The organism is Microbulbifer sp. TB1203 (assembly GCF_030997045.1).
Classification (GTDB): Bacteria; Pseudomonadota; Gammaproteobacteria; order Pseudomonadales; family Cellvibrionaceae; genus Microbulbifer.
In genome coordinates, this window is record NZ_CP116899.1 from 2,402,064 (window position 1) to 2,426,026 (window position 23,963).

Below are 23,963 nucleotides of genomic sequence, written 5' to 3' on the forward strand. Positions count from 1 at the left end.
TAATCAAATTCCTCCCATGCAGAGGTATTTAATTTCCAGGTAGTCGTCCAGGCCGTACTTGGAACCCTCGCGTCCGCTACCGGATTGTTTGACGCCGCCGAAGGGGGCCATTTCGTTGGAGACGATGCCCTCATTGATGCCCACCATGCCGTATTCCAGGCCCTCGCTGACGCGCCAGATGCGGCCGATGTCGCGGGAATAGAAATAGGAGGCGAGGCCGAATTCGGTGTCGTTGGCCAGGCGAATGACCTCCTCCTCGGAGGAGAATTTGAACAGAGGCGCCACCGGGCCGAAGATTTCCTCCTTGAACAATCGCATGGTGTCGTCCGCACCGCTGAGAATCGTGGGGGCATAGAAGCATTCCCCCAAGGAGCTGGGGCCGCCTTCGGCAATGGCTTTGGCGCCCTTTTTCAGCGCATCGTCCACCAGCTCCTGCACGCCTTTCACCGCTTTGCTGCTGATCAACGGCCCGACTTCGGTGCCCTCTTCGGCGCCGTTACCCATTTTAAGAGCATTGGTCGCGGCGGTGAATTTCTCCGCGAACTCGTCGTAGACACCCTCCTGTACGAAGATGCGGTTGGCGCAGACGCAGGTCTGGCCGGCGTTGCGGTATTTGCAGATGATCGCGCCCTTGACCGCGGCATCGATATCCGCGTCGTCGAAGACGATAAAGGGCGCATTGCCCCCCAGCTCGAGGGAGGTTTTCTTGATGGTCTCGGCGCACTGGGCCTGCAGCTGTTTGCCCACCGCGGTGGAGCCGGTGAAGGTGAATTTGCGCACCAGGGGGTTGGAGGTCATCTCTTGGCCGATTTCCCTGGCGCTCTTGCCGGCGACTACGTTGAACACACCGGCGGGGATGCCCGCTTCCTCTGCCAAGACCCCCAGCGCCAGCGCCGAGAGCGGCGTCTCCGAAGCGGGCTTGGCCACAAAGGGACAGCCGGCGGCCAGGGCCGGAGCCATTTTGCGCGCGATCATGGCGCTTGGGAAATTCCATGGAGTGATGGAACAGGTAACGCCCACGGACTGCTTGATCACCACGATGCGCTTGTCGTTCGACGGCGGAGCGATCACGTCGCCGTAGACCCGCTTGGCCTCCTCGGAAAACCACTCGATATAGTTGGCACCGTAGAGGATTTCGGTTTTGGATTCCGAGAGCGGCTTGCCCTGTTCAGCGGTGAGAATTTTTGCCAGGTCGTCCGCGTTGGCGACAATCAGGTCGAACCAGCGTCGCATGATTTTTGCGCGCTCTTTTACCGTGGCATTTCGCCAGTCGGGCCAGGCTTTGTCGGCGGCCTCGATGGCGCGGCGGGTTTCCGCGACGCCGGCGTCGGCGATAGTGGCGATCGTTTCACCGGTGGCGGGGTTGGTGACATCGAAGGTTTTGCCGGAATCGGCGTCCAGCCATTGGCCGTCTATGTAGGACTGTTTGCGCAGTAGCGAGGGGTTTTTCAGTTCGAGCATCTTTGGCCTCCATGTCTGTTTGCTGTAGGGGCGGACGTTGACCGCGATCAGACCGCTGAGAGATCGATCGCGGCCATGGGCGGATGGCCGCCCCGCCGCTCCTACAATAACAGCGGGCCTGCGGCCCGCAGGCGGAGCTGGAGCCTTCAGCGCTCAAAGACAAATAGCTCCGCGGTCCCGGGAACCGAGTCCCGAAGATACTACTTTTTCTTTTTGACGAACTTCATCAGGCGCCGCTTTTTGGCTTTCTGTCGGTCAGTCAGTTTCTGTTTCCTGCCCGCATAGGGGTTGGCGCCGGTGCGGAATTCGATCTTTACCGGGGTGCCGTGCAGATCCAGGGCCTTGCGGTAGGTCTTTTCAAGGTAGCGCACATAGTGCGCCGGCACCCGCTCGGTCTGGTTTCCGTGAATCACGATCACCGGGGGATTCTGCCCACCGGCGTGGGCGTAGCGCAATTTGATGCGGTGGCCGTGCACCAGCGGCGGTTGGTGCTCGCTTACCGCCCACTGCAGGATTCTTGTCAGGTGGTTGGTGGACAGCTTGTCGGTGGCACTTTGATAAGCGGCCTCGATGGACTGGTACAGGTTGCCGACGCCGGTGCCGTGCAGGGCGGAAATAAAATGGATATCGGCGAAGTCCACAAAACGCAGGCGCCGCTCCAGCTCCGCTTTTACAAACTGGCGGTGATCATCTTCCAGGCCATCCCACTTGTTCAGCGCCACCACCAGTGCGCGACCGGCCTGGATGACGCTGCCCATCAGGTGCATATCCTGGTCCACCAGGCCCTCGCGGGCATCGATCACCAGCACCACCACATTGGCGTCTTCCACCGCCTGCAGGGTTTTGACGATGGAGAATTTCTCCACCGATTCCACAATATTTTTGCGCCGGCGGATACCGGCGGTGTCGATCAGGGTGTAGGGTTTTTCGTCGCGCTCGTAATTGATGTAGACGCTGTCCCGTGTGGTGCCCGGCTGGTCGTAGACCACCACCCTGTCCTCGCCGAGCAGGCGGTTGACCAGGGTGGATTTGCCCACATTGGGGCGACCGACGATGGCGATCTTGATGCCGGTGGCCTTTTCCACGGCTTCCGGCTCCACCTGCTCGGGCAGATCCTCGACAACCCGCTGCATCAGCGTGCGCACGCCGCGGCCGTGGGTGGCGGTGGTGGGAAACAGTTCGCCGATGCCCAGTTCGTAGAAGGGCGCCAGGGCGATATCCGGGTTGACCCCGTCCACCTTGTTGGCCACCAGGAAGGTGGGTTTGGAGCGGGTGCGCAGCTGTTCGGCGATCATTTGGTCTGCGGGAGTCAGGCCCGCACGACAGTCCACCAGGAACAGGACGATATCCGCCTCTTCGATGGCCTGCAGTGACTGCTGCGCCATGGCTGCATCTATACCCTCTTCGCCACCGCTGATACCGCCGGTATCCACGAGGATCATCTTGCGCCCCTCGATTTCCGCCTCGCCGTACTTGCGGTCGCGGGTGAGGCCGGCGTAGTTGGCCACCAAAGCGTCGCGGCTCTTGGTGAGCCGGTTGAACAGGGTGGATTTGCCCACGTTGGGGCGCCCGACCAGGGCGATTACTGGCAGCATAAATCAGTCTACTCGGGGCAAAATCACTTTTGCCAGAAATACGAACGCCCGCGGGACGCGGGCGGTTATCAAATTCGGGGGCGCCTCCCTGGCCCTCTCCCCCGGCCCCGCTCCCCGAGGGGAGAGGGGCGCTATTGGCGAGAACCCGGCGGTATTATCGGCGCTCCAGGCGCAGGGCCACCAACTCGCCGTCGTCGGACAGGGCGAACAGCAGGTCGCCGTCCACCAGCATGGGGATACGCACCGGGTCGCTATCGATCCGCTTGCGACCGATAAACTGGCCACTGGTGGGATCCAATACGTGGAGATAACCCTCCAGGTCCCCCACAACCAGCACGTCGCCGAAGTAAATCGGTCCGCTCAGTTCCCTGCGGAGCAGTTCGCTGTTGTTCCAGACGATCTGTCCGTTGCCCACATTGTAGGCGTGGACGCTACCGTCGGCACCGCTCAGGTAGACGTTGCCGCCACCCACCGCCACGCTGTGATTGGTGGATGCGTCGCGCGCCCAGAGGCCGCGGCCATCTTGCCGGGAGAGGGCCACCACCCGGCCCTGGTAGCTGGCAGCGAACACCAGGTCTCCGCGCACTACCGGCGCGCCGTCGACATCCACCACCCGCTCCAGTTCAGCGGAGCCCTGGGGGATGGCCACCCGCTGCTCCCAGCGCGGTATACCGTCGGTGACACCCAGCGCAATCAACTTGCCGTTATCCAGGCCGGCGAATACCGTGCTGCCGGAAATCACCGGCGCGGCGGTGCCCCGCAGGGTCAGTACCGGCAGGGAGGTGAAGTGGCTCCAGCGCTCTTCGCCGCTGGCGGCATCCAGGCCGATCAATTTGCCGTCCACCGTCTGCACCACCACCATGCCCGCACCCACCGCCGGGGCGGAGACCACTTCACCGGACACTTGGTAGCTCCAGACTTCCCTGCCGTCGCTCAGGCCGAGCGCAATCACGCGGCCACGATAATCGCTGACCACGACGATGCCCTGACCCGCGCCCACCCCGCCACTGAGGGAGACGTCCAGGTCAGTCTCCCACTGGCGCCTGCCGGTGCTGCGGTCGAAGGCAAACACCTCTCCTTCGCTGTTGGCAGCATACAGCACACCGTTGGCCAGCGCCGGCTGCAGCATGGCGTAGCGCTTGCGGTCGATTTTGCCGATGTTTTTGGACCAGACCTCGCGCAGCTCCACGCTGGTGGTGGTGATATCCACCAGCGCCACCGGATCGGTGTCTTCCTTGTCGTCGTTGGAGGCACAGGCGGCCAGGACGGCCGCCAGGGCCACCGCCGCGAAGCGGTTCAGTGCGCGGGTAGGGAATTTCATTGTGCGTCGCGCTCCTCGTCCGGCTGCGATTCTTCCTCGGTCGCCTCTACGGCCGGTGCGCTGTCTTCCGCCTCTGTGGCAGCGGGCTCGGCGACGGCCAGGCTCTCGGCCTTCATCTCCAGCAGGCGGCGGTTGCCCTGCTGCTCCGGCAGCAGCTGTGCCAGCGCCTGTTGGTAGGCAGAGCGGGCTGCGGCTTTATCGCCCTGTTGTAAGAGGATATCGCCGCGGGTCTCCGAGTAGAGGGCGGCAAACGACGGCGGCACATCGGCACTCACCAGTTCCAACCCTTCTTTCGGCTTGCCGCGGGCGGCCAGTACCGTCGCCAGGCGGCGTTTGGCGAGCAGCTTGAGGGATTCCTCATCGCTGTTGTCCAGCACCCATTGCAACTCTTTGGCCGCAGTCTCCAGGTCGTTGTCCTTCGCCGCCAACGCCGCGAGCCGCAGGGAAGCCTGGCTGGCGTAGATGCGTTTGGAAAAGTCCTCTTTCAGCTGCTGTGCCAGGCTCTTGGCGGTGGTCAGCTGCTTGTTGTCCGGCTGGCCCTCGTTGGCGGATACCGCTTCCACAAAGCTCTGGTAGAGGTTGGAGGCCTCTTCCGCCTTGCTGCGTTCACTGGTCTGCCACCACTGGTAGCCAAAATAACCCACCAGTGCCAGGACCACGCCAGTGACTATGCCCCTGCCGTTTTCCGCCCACCAGCGTTTGAGGGATTCTATTTGTTCTTCTTCGGTTAGATGGTCAGCCATTCTCTATTTCGCCTTTCCTGTAAATTCCATGATCTTCCTGTAGTAGCGGTGGGCCTACGGCCCGTTCCCAGGGAGCGCTCCTACCTATTTTCTTTTTAGCTCTGTAACAATGCGGGCAGCTCGGCGAGCGCCACGGTCTGCTGCGGTTCATCGGAACGCAGGTATTTCACCGTCACCTGGCCGGCGGCCGCCTCGTCCTCGCCGATGATCAGCGCGAAGTCGGCGTTGCTTCTGTCGGCCTTTTTCATCTGGCTCTTGAAGCTGCCGCCGCCGCAGTGAGTCTGCAGGCGCAACCAGGGCAGTTCGTCGCGCAGCCGTTCCGCGGCGGCCAAAGCGGACGATTGTACCTCACCCACCGCCACCAGGTAGGCATCCACCTGTTGCTCCAGTGTGTCCGGCAGCACATCCAGGGTCTCCAGCAGCAGCACCAGCCGCTCGACCCCCAGGCCAAAGCCCACCGCCGGGGTGGACTTGCCGCCCATCTGCTCCACCAGGCTGTCGTAGCGGCCGCCGGCACAGACGGTGCCCTGGGCACCGAGGCTGTCGGTCACCCACTCGAAAACCGTTTTGCCATAGTAGTCGAGGCCGCGCACCAGCCGCGGATTGATCTCGTAGGCGACGCCGGCGGCATCGAGCATTTCGCGCAGGCTGGCGAAGTGAGCCGCGGATTCGCTGTCGAGAAAGTCCAGTAGACAGGGGGCATCCGCCAGCAGTTCCTGGGTCTGGGCATTTTTGCTGTCGAGAATGCGCAGGGGATTGCGCTCCAGGCGCCGCTGGCTGTCCTCATCCAACCGCTCCCGGTGGGCGGTGAGGTACTCCACCAGCGCCTCCCGGTAGGCGGCGCGGCTGGCGGAGCTGCCCAGGGAGTTGAGCTGCAGTTTCACCTGGTCGGAAACACCCAACTGGCGCCACAGGCGGGCGGTCATCACCAGGATCTCCGCATCGATATCCGGCCCGTCGATGCCGAACACCTCCACACCGAACTGGTGGAACTGGCGCAGGCGGCCCTTCTGCGGGCGCTCGTAGCGGAACATGGGGCCGGTGTACCAGAGCCGCTGGGGAGAGGTGAGCAGGTTGTTCTGGATGGCCGCGCGCACGGTGCCGGCGGTGCCTTCGGGACGCAGGGTGACGCTGTCGCCGCTCTTGTCGTCGAAGGTGTACATCTCTTTTTCCACGATATCCGTGGACTCCCCCACCGCGCGGCTGAACAGCTGGGTTGCCTCCAGCAGCGGGGTGCGGATCTCGCTGTAGCCGTAGCGGGCGAAGAGTTCGCTGAGGGCTGATTCCACGTACTGCCAGGCGGGCGATTGGCCCGGCAGCAGGTCGTTCATGCCGCGTATTGCGCGAAGTTGTTTCAACGGTGTTCCTTAACTTTTAACTCGAATTCTGTGCGTTATTTCTTGTAGGAGCGGCGGGGCGGCCATCCGCCCATGGCTGCGATCGGGTCTAGGTGCCTGCCTGTAAGCAGAGCCCGTGGCGGCCCCGCTACCGGTAGCCATTCGCTCAACAGCCTCATCGGCAAACGTTTCGCAAATGGCTCCCGGCATCGGGGCCTTCGCGTCTGATTTCCGTATTCTTTTCCGAGTCCCGAGTCCCGAGAATTATGCCTTCGCGATGATATCCGCTTCCCGCTCCGCCTTCGCCGCGGCCTTTTCCCGAATCAGGCGCTCCAGGTCGTCGACCAGGTTTTCATTCGTGAATTTGCGGTTTGGTTGGCCGTCCACGTAGATGGCGTGGCTGGGGGTTCCACCGGCGAGGCCGATATCCGCTTCCTTCGCCTCGCCGGGGCCGTTGACGATGCAGCCGATCACCGCCACGTCCAGCGGCGTGGTGATGTCCTCCAGGCGCGTCTCCAGTTCGTTCATGGTTTTCACCACGTCGAAGTTCTGCCGCGAGCAACTGGGGCAGGCGATAAAGTTGATGCCCTTGGTGCGCAGGCGCAGGCTTTTGAGCAGGTCCCAGCCCACTTTCACTTCTTCCACCGGGTCCGCGGCCAGGGAAACCCGCAGGGTATCGCCGATGCCGTCCAGCAGCAGAGCGCCCAGGCCGATGGCGGACTTGACCGTACCGGAACGCAGGCCGCCGGCCTCGGTGATGCCCAGGTGCAGCGGTTGTTCGATCAACTGCGCCAGCTTGCGGTAGGCGGCGGTGGCCATGAAGATGTCGGACGCCTTGACGCTCACCTTGAAGTTGTGGAAATCCAGGCTGTCGAGGATCTCCACATGGCGCAAAGCGGATTCCACCAGCGCGTCCGGGGTGGGCTCGCCGTATTTTTTCTGCAGGTCCTTTTCCAGGGAACCGGCATTGACCCCGATGCGGATGGGGATGTTCAGGTCGCGGGCCTTGTCCACTACGGCGCGAATGCGCTTCTCGCGGCCGATATTGCCGGGGTTGATGCGCAGGCAGTCCACCCCCAGCTCGGCGACGCGCAGGGCGATGCGGTAATCGAAGTGGATATCCGCCACCAGCGGCACGCCCACCTGTTTCCTGATCTCGCCGAAAGCCTCGGCGGCGTCCATGCTGGGCACGGATACCCGCACGATATCAGCGCCGGCCGCCTGCAGGCGCCGGACCTGGTCCACGGTGGCGGCCACATCGCAGGTGTCGGTGTTGGTCATGCTCTGCACCGAGATGGGCGCACCGCCCCCTACGGGTACATCGCCCACCATAATCTGGCGCGATACGCGGCGAACGATGGGGGATTCAAATTGCATAGACTGACCCGGCAGTTTCAGATGCTGAAAAATGAGGGGGAATTATAGAGAGATTGGGCGCAAACCTACAGGGGCCGGCAAGCGGGGCAAGCCCCGCTGCGACTCCGGAATACCGATTATTCGCCGACTGTGAGCTTGCGGGTCCGACGGTTGCCGAGGGCGTCACTGGCGACCGGTTCACCCCGGTAGCGCACCCGGGTGCCGCTGGCGTTGCCCAGCATCAGTTCGAACGGCGGCTGGCCCTCCAGGGTCACCTGGCTGCCCGCCGGTTTCAGCTTGGCCAACAGCACCGCCCCACTGGCATCTCTCACCTCGATCCAGGACTCCTCGTCGAAAAACAGTTCCAGCTGCGAGGCGCTGCCGGTACCGGGAGCGGCTGCCGGGACCGGTAGTACGTCCGGCTTCGCTTCGATCCCACCGGGGGACGGGGCCGGCTCGGCCTCACCGGCGGCCTCGGGGCGAGGCGCTTCAACCGGCTCTCCCGGCTGCAAGTCGGTCTGCGGAGCCTCCTCCCCCACCGCGAATAAGGTGGACTCCGCTTCCACGGCGGGCTCTTCCACCGCCTCCGCCACTTCGGTCTCAGAGGACTGGTTGCCGACGGAGAGCGTTGGGGGAGCCGGCTCCCGCCCGTGCAGCCACCAGAAGACCCCGGCCACTAACACCAAGGGCAGCAACGCCAAACCGCGCAGGCTGCGCCGGGGCTTGCTTTCCATCACTGGGGCGCGGCGCACGTGCTCCAGCAGGGCGCGACTCTCCTCTTCCGCGGCGCTGTAGCCGGAAAAGGCTTCCAGCACCGGTTCGGCGTCGATACCCAGCTCCTTGCAAGCGTTGCGGATGTAACCCCGCACATAGAGAGCCCCGGGCAGGCGGTCGTACTCATCCCGCTCGAGCAGCTCCAGTTTGCCCAGTGTCATGCACAGGCGGCGGGATAGCTCTTCCAGGCTCAAACCGGCGTGCTCGCGCGCGCGCCGAAGCTGGCTGCCGGGGGAATTGTCCAGGTCCTGCGACGCGTCGGTCTCCTGCGCCGGCGGGTTCGAAGTGTCGGAGCTGCTATCCGTCATGGGCCATCATCTCTTTGTATTTCAGCGCTTCCGCCGAATAGGGATAGAGGTTTTTCAGCGCCAGGGCGTAGCTCCTTTCCTTGTCCCGGTTGCCAAAGATCTTCTCGATGCGGATGCCCAGCCAAAGGGATTGGGGGACCTGACGGCTTCCTTCCGCAAACCTGTCCAGGTAGCGCTTGGCCTGTGAGTACTCGCCGGCATCGAACTTCAGCTCAGCCAGCTCCAGCAGCGCCTGGGGCAGGTTCGCGTCCAGCGCCAGGGCTCGGGTGTAGGCCCTCTCTGCCGCCTCCACCTTGCCCAGCTTGAGGGCAGTGCGGCCATAGTTGGCCAGGGCGTAGGAGCGACGGCCGTAGGTGAGGTCCTCGGAAGCCCGCTCAAACTGCTCCAAGGCGTCTACGTAGCGCCCCTGCTGGTAGAGGAAGGCGCCGTAATTGGTACGGGCCATGGAGAAATCGTTGTCGTAGCGCAGGGCTTTCTTGAAGTGGGACTCGGCCACGTCCAGTTCGCCGTCCATCTGGTACAGCAGGGCCAGGCCGTGGTGGGCCTGAGGGTTTCTCTTGCCCAGCTTGAGCGCTTCGAGGAAGTGGCGGCGGGCAGCTTCGCGGCCACCGTTCTGCAGGTAGCGCAGGCCCAGTTGCACGTGGGTCTGCAACGCCTTGTCCAGGTCGATCTCCTGGCGCTGGGGCATTCCGGTGGTTACGCAGCCGCCCAGTAGCACACTGAGCAGCAATCCCGCCAGGGACAGGGAAAAGAGTTTCGCCAACACGACATCACCTGTGTTTTTTATAGTGGCGCTCAGCCGACGATTCGCACCGGCTGTTCCGGACTCCTTTCCTCCGCCAGTAGTTCCCCCTCCCTGGAAGTCACCCGCCCGGCATTGCGGTAGCGCTCGGAGCGGCGGGTGCGATCGTTGACACTGCCGGCCAATTGGCCGCAGGCCGCGGCGATATCGTCGCCGCGGGTGGTGCGCACGGTTACGGTAAAGCCTTTCTCCAGCAGAATCTGTTGAAAGCGTCGCAAAGCGTTGTTACTGACCCGCTGGTAGTCCGACAACTCGAACGGGTTGAAGGGTATCAGATTTATCTTCACCGGCACATCGCGCAGCAGCTCCGCCAGCTGCTCGGCGTGCTCGGGACGGTCATTGACCTCACGCATCATGGTGTACTCGATGGTCATTTTGCGGTGGGTATCCGGCATACGCTCGATGTAGCGCTTGGCGGAGTCCAGCAGCATCGCTATCGGGTACTTTTTGTTGATGGGCACCAATTGGTTGCGCAGCTCGTCGTTGGGCGCGTGCAGCGAGATGGCCAGGCTCACGTCGGTCACGTCCGCCAGCCGGTCCAGCGCCGGCACTACGCCGGAGGTGGAGAGGGTCACCCGGCGCTTGGAGATGCCGTAAGCGTTGTCCTCCATCATCAGGTTCATGGCGTCGACCACATTGTCGAAGTTGAGCAGGGGCTCGCCCATGCCCATCATCACCACATTGGTCACCTTCCTCGGGCCCTTGGGTTGCAACTGGCCGAAGGACTTACAGGCGATCCACACCTGGCCGATGATCTCGGCGGCGGTCAGGTCGCGGTTGAAACCCTGCTTACCGGTGGCGCAGAAGCTGCAGTCCAGGGAACACCCCACCTGGGAGGAGACACAGAGGGTGCCGCGGTCGCCATCGGGGATATAGACCGTCTCGATGGCGCTGCCCCCGGTCACCCGGATCAGCCACTTGCGGGTACCGTCGGCGGAGTCCCACTGCCCCAGCACTTCCGGGGCGCGGATCTCGGCGACCTCGGCCAGCTTTGCGCGCAGGGCTTTGCTGACGTTGGTCATCTGCGCAAAATCGTCCACGCCGTTCTGGTGAATCCACTTCAGCACCTGCACCGCTCGAAAGCGCTTCTCGCCCAGGGACTCGAAGAAAGCCGCGAGCTTGTCCAGGGACAGGCCCAGCAGATTGGTCTTGGCGGTTTCAGTGGTGCTCATGGGATTACCTTCTTCCCCGACCCCTCTCCCACTAATGGGAGAGGGGAGGGAAATTTAGCTGCGGGGGCAGATCTCGTCGTCTGCGAAAAAGTAGCTCACTTCGCGGGCGGCAGATTCTGCAGAATCGGAGCCGTGCACGGCGTTGGCATCGATGCTCTGGGCGAAGTCAGCGCGGATGGTACCCGGGGCCGCTTCCTTCGGGTTGGTGGCGCCCATCAGGTCGCGGTTGGCAATGACGGCATTTTCGCCTTCCAGGACCTGCACCACTACCGGACCGGAGGTCATAAAGTCCACCAGGTCTTTGAAGAAGGGGCGCTCTTTGTGCTCGGCGTAGAAGCCCTCGGCTTTCTCGCGGGACAGCTGCAGCATTTTCATGGCGACGATACGCAGGCCGGCTTTCTCGAAACGGCTTTCAATTTCGCCGATCACATTCTTGGCAACCGCATCCGGCTTGATGATGGAAAGAGTGCGCTCCAGGGCCATGTTTTTCTCCAGTCTAGTGTTGTTACATATAGAAAGAGCAACCGCAGTTGCTCTTCGTGCTGTTCCTGTGCCGCCCTTTGCGGCGGGCGGATTATACGGGTAATTGATCAGCTTTTGTACTCTGCTGTTTCCCCTTGCAGGAGCGGCCGCTGGCCGCGATCAGCCTTTTACTCCGTAGGTGAGATCGATCGCGGCCAGCGGCCGCTCCTACAGAATGCGAGGACTATTCCAGCTCCTCGATCCAGGCGGCCTGGATGGCCTCGAGGATCTTTTCCCCACAACGCGACGGGTCGTCCTCGAAATCGGGCAGCTCCATGATCCAGTTGCGCAAATCGACGAAGTTGACCGCAATCGGGTCCACATTCGGATGCGTCTCCGCCAGTTCGATGGCGATATCGTGAATATCGGTCCACTGCATGACTGTTCTTTTCCTTTCTTTCCACCCAGGGCTGTGACCAACCCGTCAGTGTTTTTCTGAAACCTGATTGATAGTGTACTTGGGAATTTCAACCACCAGGTCCTCGTCGTCCACGATGGCCTGGCAGGAGAGGCGGGATTCCGGCTCCAGGCCCCAGGCCTTGTCCAGCAGGTCCTCTTCCAGTTCGTCCGGCTCACCCAGGGAATCGAATCCTTCGCGCACGATCACGTGGCAGGTGGTGCAGGCACAGGATTTCTCGCAGGCGTGCTCGATTTCGATACCGTGCTCCAGCGCCGCGTCGCAGACGCTGACACCGCTCTCCACTTCCACCACCTTGCCCTCGGGACAGATTTCGGCGTGGGGCAAAAATACGATTTTTGGCATAGGTTGCTAACTCGCTACGGCGGGGATCGCGGGAGATCCCTTATTTATCAAATTCATCCAGCGTGTGGCCCTGCATGGCGCGCCTGATGGAGGCATCCATGCGCCGCGCGGCGAAGGGCTCGGACAGTTGGTTGAGCGCTTCGATGCGCCGGCGGATCTCCTCGGCGTCGCCGCCATTGTGGGCGAAGCGCAGCGCCTCGGCAGCCCGTTCCAGTTCGTCCAGTTCGCGCTCACTGAGCAGTTGCGCGCCGTTCTCCTGCAGCGCCGCAAGCAGGCTCTCCAGGCTGCGCTCCGCCTCCACCTGGGCCTCGCGCAGGGCGCGGGCGGCGATGTCTTCCTCCGCGTGGGCGTAGGAATCCTGCAACATACGCGCGATATCGCCGTCCTCCAGTCCGTAGGAGGGTTTGACGGTGACGTCCGCACTGACGCCGCTGCTCTTTTCCATCGCGGCCACCGACAGCAGGCCGTCGGCGTCCACCTGGAAAGTCACCCGGATATGCGCCGCGCCCGCCACCATCGGCGGTATGCCGCGCAGTTCGAAGCGCGCCAGGGAGCGGCAGTCCTTCACCAGTTCGCGTTCACCCTGCACCACGTGGATCGCCATCGCGGTCTGGCCGTCCCTGAAGGTAGTGAATTCCTGGGCCTTGGACACGGGGATGGTGGTGTTCCGTGGTATCAGTTTCTCCGTGAGCCCGCCCATGGTTTCTATACCCAGGGACAGCGGGATCACGTCGAGCAGCAGCAGGTCGTCCCGGGATTTGTTGCCTACCAGTACGTCCGCCTGCAGAGCCGCGCCTATGGCCACCACCTGGTCCGGGTCGATATCCGCGTGGGGGGCGCGGCCGAAAAACTCTTCCACCCGCTCGCGCACCCGCAGGGTTCGGGTGGAGCCGCCCACCAACACCACTTCGCCCACTTCCCCGGCGCTCACTCCCGCGTCGCGCAGCGCGCGCCGACAGGCGCGCAGGGTCTTGTCGATCAGTGGGTCCAACAGTTCCGCCATGCCGGCGCGGTCCAGGGTGCCACGCCAGTCGCCGTAGGCGAGTTCCACCTGCTGCTGTTGCGCCAGCGCCTCTTTCGCGGCACAGGCGCTGTCCAGCAGCGCGCGCTGGGCCGCTGCGTCCAGGTCCGTCCCCACCCCCGCCTGCTCCGCCACCCAGGTGGCGATGGTGCGGTCGAAGTCGTCGCCGCCCAGGGCGGTGTCGCCCCCGGTGGCCATAACCTCGAAGACGCCCCGGGACAGGCGCAGAATGGAAATATCGAAAGTGCCGCCGCCCAGGTCGTAGACCGCGATCAGACCTTCCTCACCCTTGTCCAGGCCGTAGGCAACTGCCGCCGCGGTGGGCTCATTGAGCAGGCGCAGTACCTTCAGTCCCGCCAGCCGCGCAGCATCCTTGGTGGCCTGGCGCTGGGCATCGTCGAAATAGGCGGGCACGGTGATCACCGCGCCGTCCAGTTCGCCGCCCAGCGCGGCGGAGCCGCGCTGGTAAAGCGTCTTGAGGATTTCTGCGGACACCTGCACCGGATTGACCGGGCCCGCCGCCGTTACTATCGCAGGCATGCCCCCGTCACTGTCCACAAACTTGTAGGGCAGTTGTTCACCGAAACTCTTTACATCGGCGATACCGCGCCCCATCAGGCGCTTAATCGAAATCAGCGTATTGTAGGGATCCTCGCCGGCGCGGGTGCGCGCCGCGGCACCAACGGTAATTCCGTCCGCGGCGTAGTGCACCACCGACGGCAGTATTACGCTGCCGTCCTGCGTCGCTATGGCCTCCGCAGTGCCGCTGCGCACAGTCGCCACCAGCGAGTTGGTGGTACCCAGGTCTATGCCCACCGCGCGCTTGCGCTGGTGGGGTTCCGGGGTCTGGCCGGGTTCGGAAATCTGCAGTAGTGCCATTTTCAATCCAACAGGTCTTCTTCCAATTCTTCCACCTGCCGCTGCAATTTGCTCAGAAACTGCAACTTGAGCAGGGAGCTTTTGCCAGCTTCCAGGTCGCCAGCGGCGAACACGCCGGCAAAATGTTTCTGCTCGCCGGAGAAGAGGTGGCGCACCTCGTCAGCCAGTTCGTCGAGCACCGCCGCCGGGTCCTGCGCTTCGCGCACTTCCTCCAGGCGCTCGCGCAGCACCATCTGTTTCATCAGGAAGTCGGCGTCGGCGGTGGTCTGCTCGGGACTCACTTCCACCCCGGCCAACTTCAGCAAGTAGCCGGCGCGCAGCACTGGGTCGCGCAGCGTCGTGTGCGCCTCATTGATCCGCGCCGCATACTGCATCGCCAGCAACTGTTCGCGTTCCGATTTGGATACGTACTTGTCCGGGTGGAATCCCCGCTGCAGCTCGCGGTAGCGCTCGGCCAGGGCTGCGCGGTCGATTTCGAACGCGGGCTTGAGGCCGAATATTTCGAAATAGGTCTGTTGCAGAGACATTGTTACACCCGTTATTTGGTGCGCATGGCGGGCCCGCGGCCCTCTCCCCCGGCCCCTCTCCCGCAAGCGGGAGAGGGGAGCTATTCTTTCGGGCCCGAGAAAACGTAGGGTGCGCCGTGCGCACCTCCCAAGTCCCGGGTCGCGAACATATTAAAAAGGCCGGCGTGCGCGGCGCACCCGGCCTCTTTTCGGCGAGGGGAGATCAAACGTGAAAACTTTCGCCGCAGCCGCACTCATTTTTCACATTGGGGTTGGAGAAGGCAAAGCCCTCATTCAACCCCTCCTTGATAAAGTCCAGCTCGGTGCCGTCCAGGTAGGCGAGGCTTTTCGGGTCCACCACCAGCTTTACGCCCCCCTGTTCGAACACTTCGTCTTCCGGCTCCGCCTGATCGACGAATTCGAGCACATAGGCGAGGCCGGAACAACCGGCGGTTCTCACACCGACGCGGATGCCGATCCCCTTGCCGCGGTTGGCGAGCTGGCGCCGGACATGGGCCTGCGCCGCCTCGGTCATGGTGATAGCCATAAACAATACCCTTACTGCTTCGCTTGGGCCTTACTGGTTAGCCGGTCGCTTCTTCCTTGCCTTCTGTCAGCTGGCCGCGCTTCTCACGGATATTGCGCACCGCCGCCTTGATGGCGTCCTCCGCCAGCACCGAGCAGTGAATCTTTACCGGCGGCAGGGCCAGTTCCTCGGCGATGGCGGTGTTCCTGATCTGCTCCGCCTCGTCGATAGTCTTGCCCTTGACCCACTCGGTGAGCAGGGAGCTGGAGGCAATGGCGGAACCGCAGCCGTAGGTTTTGAATTTCGCGTCTTCGATCACGCCGTTTTCATTCACCTGGATTTGCAGGCGCATCACATCGCCACAGGCGGGGGCGCCCACCATTCCGGTACCCACATTGTCCGCTTTCTCGTCCATACGGCCGACGTTGCGGGGGCGCTCGTAGTGATCGATGACTTTGTCGCTATAGGCCATGATTTTTTTCTCCTAAAACTTTCCCGCCGAATTAATGAGCTGCCCATTCAATGGTATTGAGATCGATGCCGTCTTTGTACATATCCCACAGAGGCGACAGCTCGCGAAGCTTCTCCACCGCCCGACGCACTTCCGCGGCCGCGGTGTCCACGTCCTGCTCGCTGGTAAAACGACCGAAGCTGAAACGCAGGGAGCTGTGCGCCATCTCGTCATTTACGCCCAGGGCGCGCAGCACATAGCTGGGTTCCAGGCTGGCGGAGGTGCAGGCGGAGCCGGAGGAAATCGCCAGTTCGCGCAGCGACATAATCAGGCTCTCGCCCTCCACAAACGCGAAACTCACGTTCAGGTTGCCGGGCACCCGCTGCTCGCGGGAGCCGTTGATATGCACTTCCTCCATATCCTTGATCGCGTCCCAAAAGCGCTGGCGCAGACCCAGCAGACGCTCGGCCTCTTGGGCCATTTCCTCTTTCGCGATACGGAAGGCCTCGCCCATACCCACGATCTGGTGGGTGGGCAGCGTGCCGGAGCGCATGCCGCGCTCGTGGCCGCCACCGTGCATCTGGGCCTCGATACGCACCCTCGGCTTGCGGCGCACATACAGGGCGCCGATGCCTTTGGGGCCGTAGACTTTGTGCGCGGAGAAGGACATCAGGTCCACTTTCATTTCCGCCAGGTCGATGGGCAGCTTGCCGGCGCTCTGCGCCGCGTCCACATGGAAAATCACTTTGCGCGCGCGGCACAACTCGCCGATTGCCGCGATATCATTGATCACGCCGATCTCGTTGTTGACGTGCATCAGGCTGACCAGGATGGTGTCCTCGCGCAGGGCTTCCTCCACCTGTTCCGGATAGACGATGCCGTCGGTGCGCGGGTTGAGGTAGGTCACCTCGAAGCCCTCGCGCTCCAACTGGCGGCAGGTATCCAGCACCGCTTTGTGCTCGATCTTGGAGGTGATGATGTGCTTGCCCCGGCCCTGGTAGAAGTGGGCCGCGCCCTTGATCGCCAGGTTGTCGGACTCGGTGGCACCGCTGGTCCAGACGATTTCCCGCGGGTCGGCGTTTACCAGTTCAGCCACATGGCGACGCGCCTCTTCCACCGCCTCTTCCGCCTTCCAGCCGAACAGGTGCGAGCGGGACGCCGGGTTGCCGAAGTTGCCGTCCATAGTCAGCTGCTCCGCCATTTTGCTGGCGACGCGCGGGTCCACCGGGCAGGTGGCCGAATAGTCCAGGTAGATGGGAAACTTCATAGTCATATCGTGTCCGCTCAAAAAACTCTCAAAAATCCCGTTGCAAGAACCCGCTGCAGGCGCCGGGTTACAGGCTGCCGAGCAGTGCCACCTTTTCCTCCGGGGCGGTCTCGCGCATTTCCTGGCGCCGTGCCACTTCCTGCACCTCCGCCCGCGCCACCAGGTCACCCAGGCTGATACTGCTCAGGAAGTTGTGAATCTGTTCGCTCAGGTCGCACCACAGGTAGTGGGTCAGGCATTGCTCGCCGCCGGCGCAGTCGTTGCTGCCGCCGCAACTGGTGGCATCCACCGACTCGTTGACCGCATCCACTATCTGTGCCACAAAAATTTCCTCGCCGCCCCGCGCCAGGCGGTAACCGCCACCGGGGCCGCGCACACTGGACACCAGTCCAGATTGGCGCAGCCGGGAGAACAGCTGCTCCAGATAGGACAGGGAGATACCCTGGCGCTTGGAGATATCCGCCAGACTGATAGGGCCGCGATCGGCGTGTAACGCCAGATCCAGCATCGCCGTGACCGCATAGCGGCCTTTGGTTGTCAAACGCATATCAGTTCCCGCCTGTTCCGAACGGCCGCGAGTATGGAATAACCCACCAAGCTAGTCAAGTATATAGCCTAGCAATGCGGTCAGGTATTGGGTGGGGCAATGCGAATGCTGACCACCCCAGCCCCCGCTCTATTCCGGTCTCCCCTTGCCCCCGGTGCGGTGAATATAGTTCTGAATCGCGGTCAACATCCCGCGCAGTATGCCCAGCTCCATATCGTCCGGGCGCACACGGCTGAACAGGCGACGCAGGCGGGTCATGGTCTGGCGAGGGTTGTCCGGATCGATAAAGCCCAGTTCCCCCAGCGCCCGTTGCAGGTGGTCGAAATAGAGCTCCATATCCCGGGCCTTGGCCGGCGGCCTGTCCCAGTCGGCGTAGCTGAGTTCGGCGCCCTTCTCCAGCTCCAGCGCGGCCACACGCACCTCGTAGGCCAGCACCTGTACCGCAGTGGCCAGGTTGAGGGAGCTGTAGTCCGGGTTGGCCGGAATATGCACATGGTAATTGCAGGCTTGCAGCTCCTCGTTGGTGAGGCCGCGGTCCTCACGCCCGAACACCAGGGCCACCGGATGGGCAGCGGCCTCCGCCACCGCCCGCTCGCCACACTGGCGTGGAGTCAGCAGCGGCCAGGGGATACGGCGCTCGCGCGCACTGGTGGCCATCACCAGGCCGCAGTCGGCCACGGCCTCCTCCAGGGTGTCCACCACCACCGCCGTGTCCAGCTGGTCGGCGGCGCCGGCGGCGCGCCAGATGGCATTGGCGGCGGGAAATTCCCTCGGCGCCACCAGGTACAATTGGCTCAGGCCCATGTTCTTCAGCGCGCGGGCGGCGCCGCCGATATTGCCGGGGTGGGCGGTGTTCACGAGGACCACGCGCACATTGTCGAGGGGAGAGGTGTCCAAGGGGGAATCGGGCATCATTGAACAAATATTCCGTAGGAGGGCCGACGGCCTCTCCGCACAGGGCTGAAATCGGGCCGCGGAGTGTAGCAAATATACGGCGGAATCCCTACAATCCTCCCCCGCCGGCCAGCCCGGCCCCTGCTTTTTAATCAATCACTGGTGCGGAATTGCTATGGAACCCATGCTGAATATTGCCCTGCGCGCGGCGCGCAAGGCCGGGGAGCTGATCGAACGGGCCTGGGAGCGCGGCGACCACCTGATCCCGGAGGAGAAGGGGCGCAACGATTTCGTCACCCAGGTGGACCGGGCAGCCGAGCAGGAGATCATCTACCACCTGCGCAAGGCCTTCCCCCGGCACAGCATCCGCGCCGAAGAGAGCGGCCTGCAGGAGGGCGCCGAGCCGGAGTACGAGTGGATCATCGATCCGCTGGACGGCACCACCAACTTCATTCACGGCATCCCCCAGTTTTGCGTCTCCATCGCCTGCCGCTACCGCGGCCGCATCGAGCACGCGGTGGTGCTGGACCCCATCAAGCGCGAGGAATTCACCGCGAGCCGCGGCCGCGGTGCGGCGCTCAATGGCCGCCGTATCCGCGTGTCGCCGCGCCAGAACATGCGCGGCGCGCTGATCGGCACCGGCATCCCCTTCAACGGCCCGGCACTGGAAAATATCGATCCCTACCTGGCGGCGCTGAAGGAAATCGCCGGCCAGACCGCGGGTATCCGCCGCCCGGGTGCCGCCGCCCTGGACCTGGCCTATGTGGCCGCGGGCCGCTTCGACGGCTTCTGGGAGATGTACCTGAGCACCTGGGATATCGCCGCCGGCTCGCTGCTGGTGAAAGAGGCCGGAGGATTGATCAGTGACTTCCGCGGCGGCGACGACTACCTGGACTCCGGCCATCTGGTATGCGCCACACCCAAGGTGTTCAAGCCGCTGTTGCAGATAGTGGGCAGGCACCTGGGGCATGTGCGGTAGCGGGGAGCGCTGGCCGGGAGCGCCGAGCCCCAGCTCGGCATGCGGGCCGCAGGCTGCTGTTGGGATTGCGTTACGCTCGGAACTCGCAGGACTTAGTGTAGGAGCGGCCGTTGGCCGCGATCGGCCTCAGATCGCGGCCAACGGCCGCTCCTACAGCAATCACCGACCACTCCCCTGCTCCGGCGCCCGCCACAGCGGATCGTCCTCCGGCAGCGGCGAAGTCAGGGTTTCCAGGAATGCGATCACCTGCCCCATCTGCTCTTCGCTCAACCCCAGCGGCAGAATATCGAAGTGCGGCCGGCTGGGGTGCTGCTCGCGGTCGTAGTATGGCGGGGTGGGATTGTTGTAGTGAGCCAGCACCTGCTCCAGTGTGGCCAGCTGTCCCGACTGCATATAAGGCGCGGTGTGGGCGACATTGCGCAATGTAGGTGTCTTGAAGGCCCCCACCAGCTCCGGCCCCTGTTTTTTCAGAAATCGCATCTCCAGGCAGTCCTCCGCTCCGGCATCGCTCCAGGGGGAGAGACAGGTAAAGCCATCCTTTTCCAGCGCCGCCACTCCCCCGTAGCGCCCCAGGTCCACCTGCGCAGGGTCCGGTTCCGGCGCGCCTATATTGTGAAATTCGTAATTGGTGAACAGCGGTCCGTTGTGGCAGCTGGCGCAATTTGCCCGGCCCATAAACAGGCGCATGCCCGCCACCTCACCCTCCGACATCAATGCGGCCAGGGCTTTGCGGTCACCGCTGTCGCGCTGTAGCTGGGCAACAAAGCGGTCGAAGCGCGCCGGGCGCAGTTGCAGCCGGCGCTCGTAGGCCATGATTGACTTGCCCACCCGGCTGAGCACCCGATTGAGCGCCGTCCTCTGTTCTCGGAACAGGCTGCCGCCACTCTCCTTTGGCAGGCGATCCAGGTCGGCGCTGTCGCCGAAGACCTGTTCGAATTCGCTGCGGTAATGCCGTCGGACCAGCTGCGCCACTTCAAGCGGCGCCAGGCCGTGCTCGCCGGGATCCTGCAATGGCCCCAGCGCCTGGGACCAGAGGCTGTCCTTGCGGCCGTCCCAAAACAGCCAGGGGCTGTGGCCTGCACCGAGAATGGTGGGCGCATTGCGCCGGGTGATGCCCAGCGCCCGCGAACGGGGCAGACCATCGGTGAAATACTTCTGCGGCTGATGGCAGCTGGCGCAAGCCACCTGACCGTTGGCGCTGAGCCGGGTATCGAAGAACAGCCGGTGGCCGAGCGCCGCCGCGCGCGGATCGTCCGCCACCCCGTTGTCCGGGGCCGGGGGCAGCGGCGGCAGCGCCTGCAGGGAAAAGCGCTCGAGGAAGTGGATATCCGATGGGGTGAAACGGTAAATTTCCTCGCCGGCGGCAAACGCCAGGGAACACCAGGCCGCGAGCAGCGGCAGCAGTCTCTTCACGGCCACCTCCCTACAAGCGGATATTGAAAGTGACAGCGTCATCCAGCGGCCCGGCGGAGACCTTGAATGTCATCACCCACCAGCCGGTCATCTGGAACTTGACCCCCTGCACCCGGTAGACCCCGGGCTCCACTTCACCGGTTACCCGCGGCTGGGTGGGCAGCCCGTGCACATGGCCAGGCATATGCCCCTCGATCTCGATTTCGGCATCGCCCAACGGCTCGCCGTCCAGGCGCGAGAGCATCAGTTTCCAACTGTGTATCTCGTTGAGGGGCACCCGGCTGTTCCCGGTTTCGGGTTCCACATGCGCGAATACCGCCAATTCGCGGGAAATCTGGAAACTGCGCAAATCCAGTTCCCCGGGAATATTCTGCCCGCTGGCCGCGGGCACCGCGAGGGACATATCCGCTGGCGCTGCGCCGTCGCCAGGAACGACATTCATATTCAGTTTGCTCGGGTGAACGCTGCGTATCCGCGCGTTGTGTCCGGAGGTGAGTGAATCGCTCCCATCCAGTTGCAACGGGCCCGACAGGCGTATATGCGGTTGCCAGATTTCCCGGTAGCCGGTTTCCAGCAGCGCCAGCGCCCGCTGTCGCTCGCTCAGCCCGCGTTCGCGCAAGCTGGCCGCCTGCTGTTGCCAACGGGGAATTTCTCCAGCGAACAGGTCGATCGTCTCGCCCAGCGCCGCCCGCCCCTCCCCTTCGGGCAGCGAGCGCAGCTTGACCCGCAGCTGATTCAGGGTTTTGCGCAGGGAATTGCCGTGACGGATCGCAGTCACCGACTCCGCCTGCAACGCCTCGGCACTGCGCAGCATCTCGCCGCCGAGTGTCATCAGTGAACGGTTAGTGGATTCATCGGCGAAAACCGGCGTGGCTAATAGCAGGGCCGCAGTGAGAAAAATAAAACGGAGTTGCATCCTGACTCCCGAACTTTAATTGTTATTTTGCTTTGTAGGAGCGGACCATGCCCGCGATCAGCGGTGGTTCAATCCACAGATCGATCGCGGGCATGGCCCGCTCCTACAGGGTGAGGGCGCCTGCGGATTACTGGAAGGTCAGGCTCCACTGGTTGATGGTACCGGTGTCGACATTGGCCCTGTCCCGCACCCGCAGCGACCACTGGCCCGAGGATTCCACTGTGCCGGCATCCAGGTTGTAGGTCTGCACAATATCGTCGGCGCTGCCGCCGCTGCGGTTGTGCAGATTGAAAACCGTTCCGCCGGGGGCCAGCAGATCCACCTCCAGGTCGCCGATGTAGGTGTGGGTGATATCCACACTCACGCTGATGGATTCGGAGGCACCACCGCGGTCGACGTCGATCGGGCTGCTTACGCCGGTGGCATTGTTGTCGGGAATACTGTAGCTGCCGGTGTTCGAATAGGTCACCGGATCGCTGTCGCCACCACCGCCACCGCCACCGGAGCCGATAGTTACGCTGTAGTCCTCCACCTCGCCGTAATTGAAACTTCCGCAGGGCGAGGGCGCGGCGTTGTAACGCATGGCGATACGCAGGCGCGTGCTCACGCCCTCGCTGCCGGCGGGTAGGGTCAGGGTACCGGTCACCGTGGAGGAAGAGGTACCACCGGAGCTGAACACCTCTTCGCCGCTATCATCGAAGTCGCCGTCACTGTTGAGATCGATCCAGATTTTCCAGTACTCGCCGTAACTGCTGCCACTGAATGCCGGGGTCAGGCTGACGGCGTTGGCGCCCTCTTCCAGGTTCACCATCTGCGCGGTGAAATCCGAATAGGTGGATGAGCCGGAGCTGTGGCTGAATGTGGCCAGGCTTACCTCGCCGATCCACTCCTCACTGGCGTTGTTCGACGCAGCGCTGCAGTACTGGGGATCGCCCGGATCGGGGTCCGGATTATTGATCGCGTCCCAGTCGGGACGCACCACGAACAGCCCGTTGCCAATATCGCTGAGGATGATGTTGCCGCTGGCGAAATAGGCGTAGTTGCTCCAGGTCCCGGAAAACTGGGCGCTGTTGGAATTGGGAATGGTGTCGAAGTAGGCCACCTCGCTCAGCTGGCCGCTGGCGATATTCGCCGCGTCGAGTATACGCAGGCCGGCCCGGTAGTTGGTCTCGTACACATAGCCGTCTTTGGTGTAGAGGTTGTGGTCGATCGCGGGCGTGGGGCCCACGTAACGGCCCAACTCCGCGGGATTTTCCAGGTCGCTCACATCGTAGATATACGACGTGGTGTTGTGGCCGTTGCGCGACTCGTCCAGTTCGTCGTTCATGATCAGGATGCTGTGGTTCCCGTCGAGGAACCAGCCCTGATGGGTATATTGCGAGCCCTGGTAGAGCGTGCGGGACACCTGCACCGGATTGAACTTATCCGTGACGTCCACGATGGTGATGGTGTCCTCGTTGTAGCCGACGCAGATTTCCCGCCCGCTGTACTCCGTGTCAGGGCCGCCGTAGATCACGCACTGAGCGTCGTGAGTGTAACCGTCCGAGGAAAAACAGCCGGCGTATTGCGGATTCAGCGGATCGGAAATATCCACCATATACAGACCGCCGCTGCACTGGTTGCTGCCCACCACATAGGCGTAGCCGCTGTCCTCGTTGATGGCGATATTGTGCGCGTTGCCGAAACCATTCATATGCGCGGTTTCGCTGAGAGTCTGCCCCGGCGAGGGCAGGTTGCGCAGGGTGCGCAGGTCGAATACCTGCAAACCGTGGGAACTGTTGCCGCCGCCGTCGGCGACGATAAAGGCGTGGTCGTTGTAGACCTTGATATCCCGCCAGGAGTCGCTGCCGTTGTTGTGGGAGGGCAAAAAGCCGAGGTATACCGGTGCGTCCGCAGTGGTGACATCCACAAACGAGGTGCCATTGTTCCGCCCCACTATGGCGATTTCCGCTCCGGTCTGCGGATCGGAATATCCCCAGATATCGTTGAGGTTGGCACTGCCGCCGCCCATGTCCGCCTTGGCGACAAAAGACATCAGGTCGACGTTGTTACACGGATAACCGCCGGCACTGCCGCCCTGACACAGGGTGGCCGCCTGCATCGCCGACATCATTGCCGGGGGCAGATCGCCCTCGTTGCTGTCGTCGAATTTGAAACCGTCGGGAAACATGGCACTGTGGCCCCAGACTGCGGAGGAACAGAACAACAGGAGTGCGGCCGCCAGCCGCCGGTTGGATAGATGCTTCATTGTCTGCAATTCCTTTTTGTTATTTAGGGGTACTTCCTGACCGCTTGAAACGGAAACCAGTGTAATTGCCAAGAGACGGAAATAACACTGAAAACCGCCCCTGATTATTACAAAATTGCGAAATACAACACTATCCTGGCGCCAGTTTTTTAATTATGTCGA

The 23,963-nt window shown here is 63.0% G+C and carries 23 protein-coding genes; 1 reads left to right on the plus strand and 22 read right to left on the minus strand.

What is annotated here, in order from left to right; all coding sequences use genetic code 11:
• Positions 1 to 3: 3 nt before the first annotated feature.
• The 19 genes from PP263_RS10125 to trmJ form a co-directional block, all read right to left on the minus strand.
• Positions 4 to 1,461, minus strand: a complete 1,458-nt coding sequence (locus PP263_RS10125) for an NAD-dependent succinate-semialdehyde dehydrogenase (protein ID WP_308368306.1) — start codon at positions 1,459 to 1,461, stop codon at positions 4 to 6.
• Positions 1,462 to 1,661: 200 nt separating this feature from the next.
• The gene (gene der / locus PP263_RS10130) at positions 1,662 to 3,056 is read right to left on the minus strand and encodes a ribosome biogenesis GTPase Der (protein ID WP_308368307.1); all 1,395 of its coding nucleotides are present in this window, start codon (positions 3,054 to 3,056) and stop codon (positions 1,662 to 1,664) included.
• 154 nt (positions 3,057 to 3,210) lie between these two features.
• Positions 3,211 to 4,377: an outer membrane protein assembly factor BamB gene (bamB, locus tag PP263_RS10135; RefSeq protein WP_308368308.1), complete on the minus strand. Its 1,167-nt coding sequence runs from the start codon at positions 4,375 to 4,377 to the stop codon at positions 3,211 to 3,213.
• Complete coding sequence (locus PP263_RS10140; RefSeq protein WP_308368309.1) at positions 4,374 to 5,120, minus strand: tetratricopeptide repeat protein; 747 nt, start codon at positions 5,118 to 5,120, stop codon at positions 4,374 to 4,376. Before PP263_RS10140 ends, bamB begins: the two co-directional genes overlap by 4 nt.
• 95 nt (positions 5,121 to 5,215) lie before the next feature.
• Positions 5,216 to 6,478, minus strand: coding sequence for a histidine--tRNA ligase (gene hisS / locus PP263_RS10145; RefSeq protein ID WP_308368310.1), 1,263 nt, complete (start codon positions 6,476 to 6,478; stop codon positions 5,216 to 5,218).
• A gap of 243 nt (positions 6,479 to 6,721) precedes the next feature.
• Positions 6,722 to 7,834, minus strand: coding sequence for a flavodoxin-dependent (E)-4-hydroxy-3-methylbut-2-enyl-diphosphate synthase (ispG, locus tag PP263_RS10150; RefSeq protein ID WP_308368311.1), 1,113 nt, complete (start codon positions 7,832 to 7,834; stop codon positions 6,722 to 6,724).
• Positions 7,835 to 7,950: 116 nt separating this feature from the next.
• Positions 7,951 to 8,895 carry a RodZ domain-containing protein gene (locus PP263_RS10155; protein ID WP_308368312.1) on the minus strand — a complete coding sequence of 315 codons (945 nt, stop codon included), beginning with the start codon at positions 8,893 to 8,895 and terminating at the stop codon, positions 7,951 to 7,953.
• Positions 8,885 to 9,661, minus strand: coding sequence for a type IV pilus biogenesis/stability protein PilW (pilW, locus tag PP263_RS10160; protein ID WP_308368313.1), 777 nt, complete (start codon positions 9,659 to 9,661; stop codon positions 8,885 to 8,887). The genes PP263_RS10155 and pilW overlap by 11 nt, the downstream gene beginning before the upstream one ends.
• A 29-nt stretch (positions 9,662 to 9,690) precedes the next feature.
• Entirely contained in the window at positions 9,691 to 10,869 is a 1,179-nt protein-coding gene (gene rlmN, locus PP263_RS10165) for a 23S rRNA (adenine(2503)-C(2))-methyltransferase RlmN (RefSeq protein ID WP_308368314.1), read from the minus strand.
• Positions 10,870 to 10,923: 54 nt separating this feature from the next.
• Positions 10,924 to 11,352: a nucleoside-diphosphate kinase gene (ndk, locus tag PP263_RS10170; RefSeq protein WP_183462215.1), complete on the minus strand. Its 429-nt coding sequence runs from the start codon at positions 11,350 to 11,352 to the stop codon at positions 10,924 to 10,926.
• Between the two features lie 223 nt (positions 11,353 to 11,575).
• On the minus strand, positions 11,576 to 11,770 hold the full coding sequence (gene iscX / locus PP263_RS10175) for a Fe-S cluster assembly protein IscX (RefSeq protein ID WP_308368315.1): 195 nt from the start codon (positions 11,768 to 11,770) through the stop codon (positions 11,576 to 11,578).
• 45 nt (positions 11,771 to 11,815) lie between these two features.
• Complete coding sequence (gene fdx / locus PP263_RS10180; protein WP_308368316.1) at positions 11,816 to 12,154, minus strand: ISC system 2Fe-2S type ferredoxin; 339 nt, start codon at positions 12,152 to 12,154, stop codon at positions 11,816 to 11,818.
• Between the two features lie 40 nt (positions 12,155 to 12,194).
• Complete coding sequence (hscA, locus tag PP263_RS10185; RefSeq protein WP_308368318.1) at positions 12,195 to 14,054, minus strand: Fe-S protein assembly chaperone HscA; 1,860 nt, start codon at positions 14,052 to 14,054, stop codon at positions 12,195 to 12,197.
• Between the two features lie 2 nt (positions 14,055 to 14,056).
• Positions 14,057 to 14,581: a Fe-S protein assembly co-chaperone HscB gene (gene hscB, locus PP263_RS10190; protein WP_308368319.1), complete on the minus strand. Its 525-nt coding sequence runs from the start codon at positions 14,579 to 14,581 to the stop codon at positions 14,057 to 14,059.
• Between the two features lie 202 nt (positions 14,582 to 14,783).
• Complete coding sequence (gene iscA / locus PP263_RS10195; protein WP_183462225.1) at positions 14,784 to 15,107, minus strand: iron-sulfur cluster assembly protein IscA; 324 nt, start codon at positions 15,105 to 15,107, stop codon at positions 14,784 to 14,786.
• A gap of 37 nt (positions 15,108 to 15,144) precedes the next feature.
• Positions 15,145 to 15,558, minus strand: a complete 414-nt coding sequence (gene iscU / locus PP263_RS10200; RefSeq protein WP_308368321.1) for a Fe-S cluster assembly scaffold IscU — start codon at positions 15,556 to 15,558, stop codon at positions 15,145 to 15,147.
• A gap of 31 nt (positions 15,559 to 15,589) precedes the next feature.
• The gene (locus PP263_RS10205) at positions 15,590 to 16,804 is read right to left on the minus strand and encodes an IscS subfamily cysteine desulfurase (RefSeq protein ID WP_308368597.1); all 1,215 of its coding nucleotides are present in this window, start codon (positions 16,802 to 16,804) and stop codon (positions 15,590 to 15,592) included.
• A 67-nt stretch (positions 16,805 to 16,871) separates the two neighbouring features.
• Complete coding sequence (gene iscR / locus PP263_RS10210) at positions 16,872 to 17,351, minus strand: Fe-S cluster assembly transcriptional regulator IscR (protein ID WP_308368322.1); 480 nt, start codon at positions 17,349 to 17,351, stop codon at positions 16,872 to 16,874.
• A 129-nt stretch (positions 17,352 to 17,480) separates the two neighbouring features.
• Complete coding sequence (trmJ, locus tag PP263_RS10215) at positions 17,481 to 18,266, minus strand: tRNA (cytosine(32)/uridine(32)-2'-O)-methyltransferase TrmJ (RefSeq protein ID WP_374693712.1); 786 nt, start codon at positions 18,264 to 18,266, stop codon at positions 17,481 to 17,483.
• Positions 18,267 to 18,420: 154 nt separating this feature from the next.
• On the opposite strand from trmJ, the gene PP263_RS10220 reads away from it, so the two are divergent.
• Positions 18,421 to 19,224: an inositol monophosphatase family protein gene (locus PP263_RS10220; protein WP_308368323.1), complete on the plus strand. Its 804-nt coding sequence runs from the start codon at positions 18,421 to 18,423 to the stop codon at positions 19,222 to 19,224.
• A gap of 159 nt (positions 19,225 to 19,383) precedes the next feature.
• On the opposite strand, the gene PP263_RS10225 is transcribed toward PP263_RS10220, so the two are convergent.
• The 3 genes from PP263_RS10225 to PP263_RS10235 all read right to left on the minus strand — a co-directional run bounded on the left by PP263_RS10225 (position 19,384) and on the right by PP263_RS10235 (position 23,801).
• Positions 19,384 to 20,637, minus strand: a complete 1,254-nt coding sequence (locus PP263_RS10225) for a cytochrome c peroxidase (RefSeq protein ID WP_308368324.1) — start codon at positions 20,635 to 20,637, stop codon at positions 19,384 to 19,386.
• Between the two features lie 10 nt (positions 20,638 to 20,647).
• A complete protein-coding gene (locus PP263_RS10230; protein ID WP_308368325.1) occupies positions 20,648 to 21,553 on the minus strand; it encodes a FixH family protein in 906 nt (301 codons plus the stop codon).
• 127 nt (positions 21,554 to 21,680) lie between these two features.
• Complete coding sequence (locus PP263_RS10235) at positions 21,681 to 23,801, minus strand: choice-of-anchor B family protein (RefSeq protein WP_308368327.1); 2,121 nt, start codon at positions 23,799 to 23,801, stop codon at positions 21,681 to 21,683.
• Positions 23,802 to 23,963 lie beyond the last annotated feature (162 nt).

Coding starts and splice junctions, on each gene's coding strand:
- PP263_RS10125 (WP_308368306.1), bottom strand. CDS start 1,461: ATGCTCGAACTGAAAAACCCCTCGCTACTGCGCAAACAGTCCTACATA.
- der (WP_308368307.1), bottom strand. CDS start 3,056: ATGCTGCCAGTAATCGCCCTGGTCGGGCGCCCCAACGTGGGCAAATCC.
- bamB (WP_308368308.1), bottom strand. CDS start 4,377: ATGAAATTCCCTACCCGCGCACTGAACCGCTTCGCGGCGGTGGCCCTG.
- PP263_RS10140 (WP_308368309.1), bottom strand. CDS start 5,120: ATGGCTGACCATCTAACCGAAGAAGAACAAATAGAATCCCTCAAACGC.
- ispG (WP_308368311.1), bottom strand. CDS start 7,834: ATGCAATTTGAATCCCCCATCGTTCGCCGCGTATCGCGCCAGATTATG.
- PP263_RS10155 (WP_308368312.1), bottom strand. CDS start 8,895: ATGACGGATAGCAGCTCCGACACTTCGAACCCGCCGGCGCAGGAGACC.
- rlmN (WP_308368314.1), bottom strand. CDS start 10,869: ATGAGCACCACTGAAACCGCCAAGACCAATCTGCTGGGCCTGTCCCTG.
- ndk (WP_183462215.1), bottom strand. CDS start 11,352: ATGGCCCTGGAGCGCACTCTTTCCATCATCAAGCCGGATGCGGTTGCC.
- iscX (WP_308368315.1), bottom strand. CDS start 11,770: ATGCAGTGGACCGATATTCACGATATCGCCATCGAACTGGCGGAGACG.
- fdx (WP_308368316.1), bottom strand. CDS start 12,154: ATGCCAAAAATCGTATTTTTGCCCCACGCCGAAATCTGTCCCGAGGGC.
- hscA (WP_308368318.1), bottom strand. CDS start 14,054: ATGGCACTACTGCAGATTTCCGAACCCGGCCAGACCCCGGAACCCCAC.
- hscB (WP_308368319.1), bottom strand. CDS start 14,581: ATGTCTCTGCAACAGACCTATTTCGAAATATTCGGCCTCAAGCCCGCG.
- iscA (WP_183462225.1), bottom strand. CDS start 15,107: ATGGCTATCACCATGACCGAGGCGGCGCAGGCCCATGTCCGGCGCCAG.
- iscU (WP_308368321.1), bottom strand. CDS start 15,558: ATGGCCTATAGCGACAAAGTCATCGATCACTACGAGCGCCCCCGCAAC.
- PP263_RS10205 (WP_308368597.1), bottom strand. CDS start 16,804: ATGAAGTTTCCCATCTACCTGGACTATTCGGCCACCTGCCCGGTGGAC.
- iscR (WP_308368322.1), bottom strand. CDS start 17,351: ATGCGTTTGACAACCAAAGGCCGCTATGCGGTCACGGCGATGCTGGAT.
- trmJ (WP_374693712.1), bottom strand. CDS start 18,266: ATGATGCCCGATTCCCCCTTGGACACCTCTCCCCTCGACAATGTGCGC.
- PP263_RS10220 (WP_308368323.1), top strand. CDS start 18,421: ATGGAACCCATGCTGAATATTGCCCTGCGCGCGGCGCGCAAGGCCGGG.
- PP263_RS10230 (WP_308368325.1), bottom strand. CDS start 21,553: ATGCAACTCCGTTTTATTTTTCTCACTGCGGCCCTGCTATTAGCCACG.
- PP263_RS10235 (WP_308368327.1), bottom strand. CDS start 23,801: ATGAAGCATCTATCCAACCGGCGGCTGGCGGCCGCACTCCTGTTGTTC.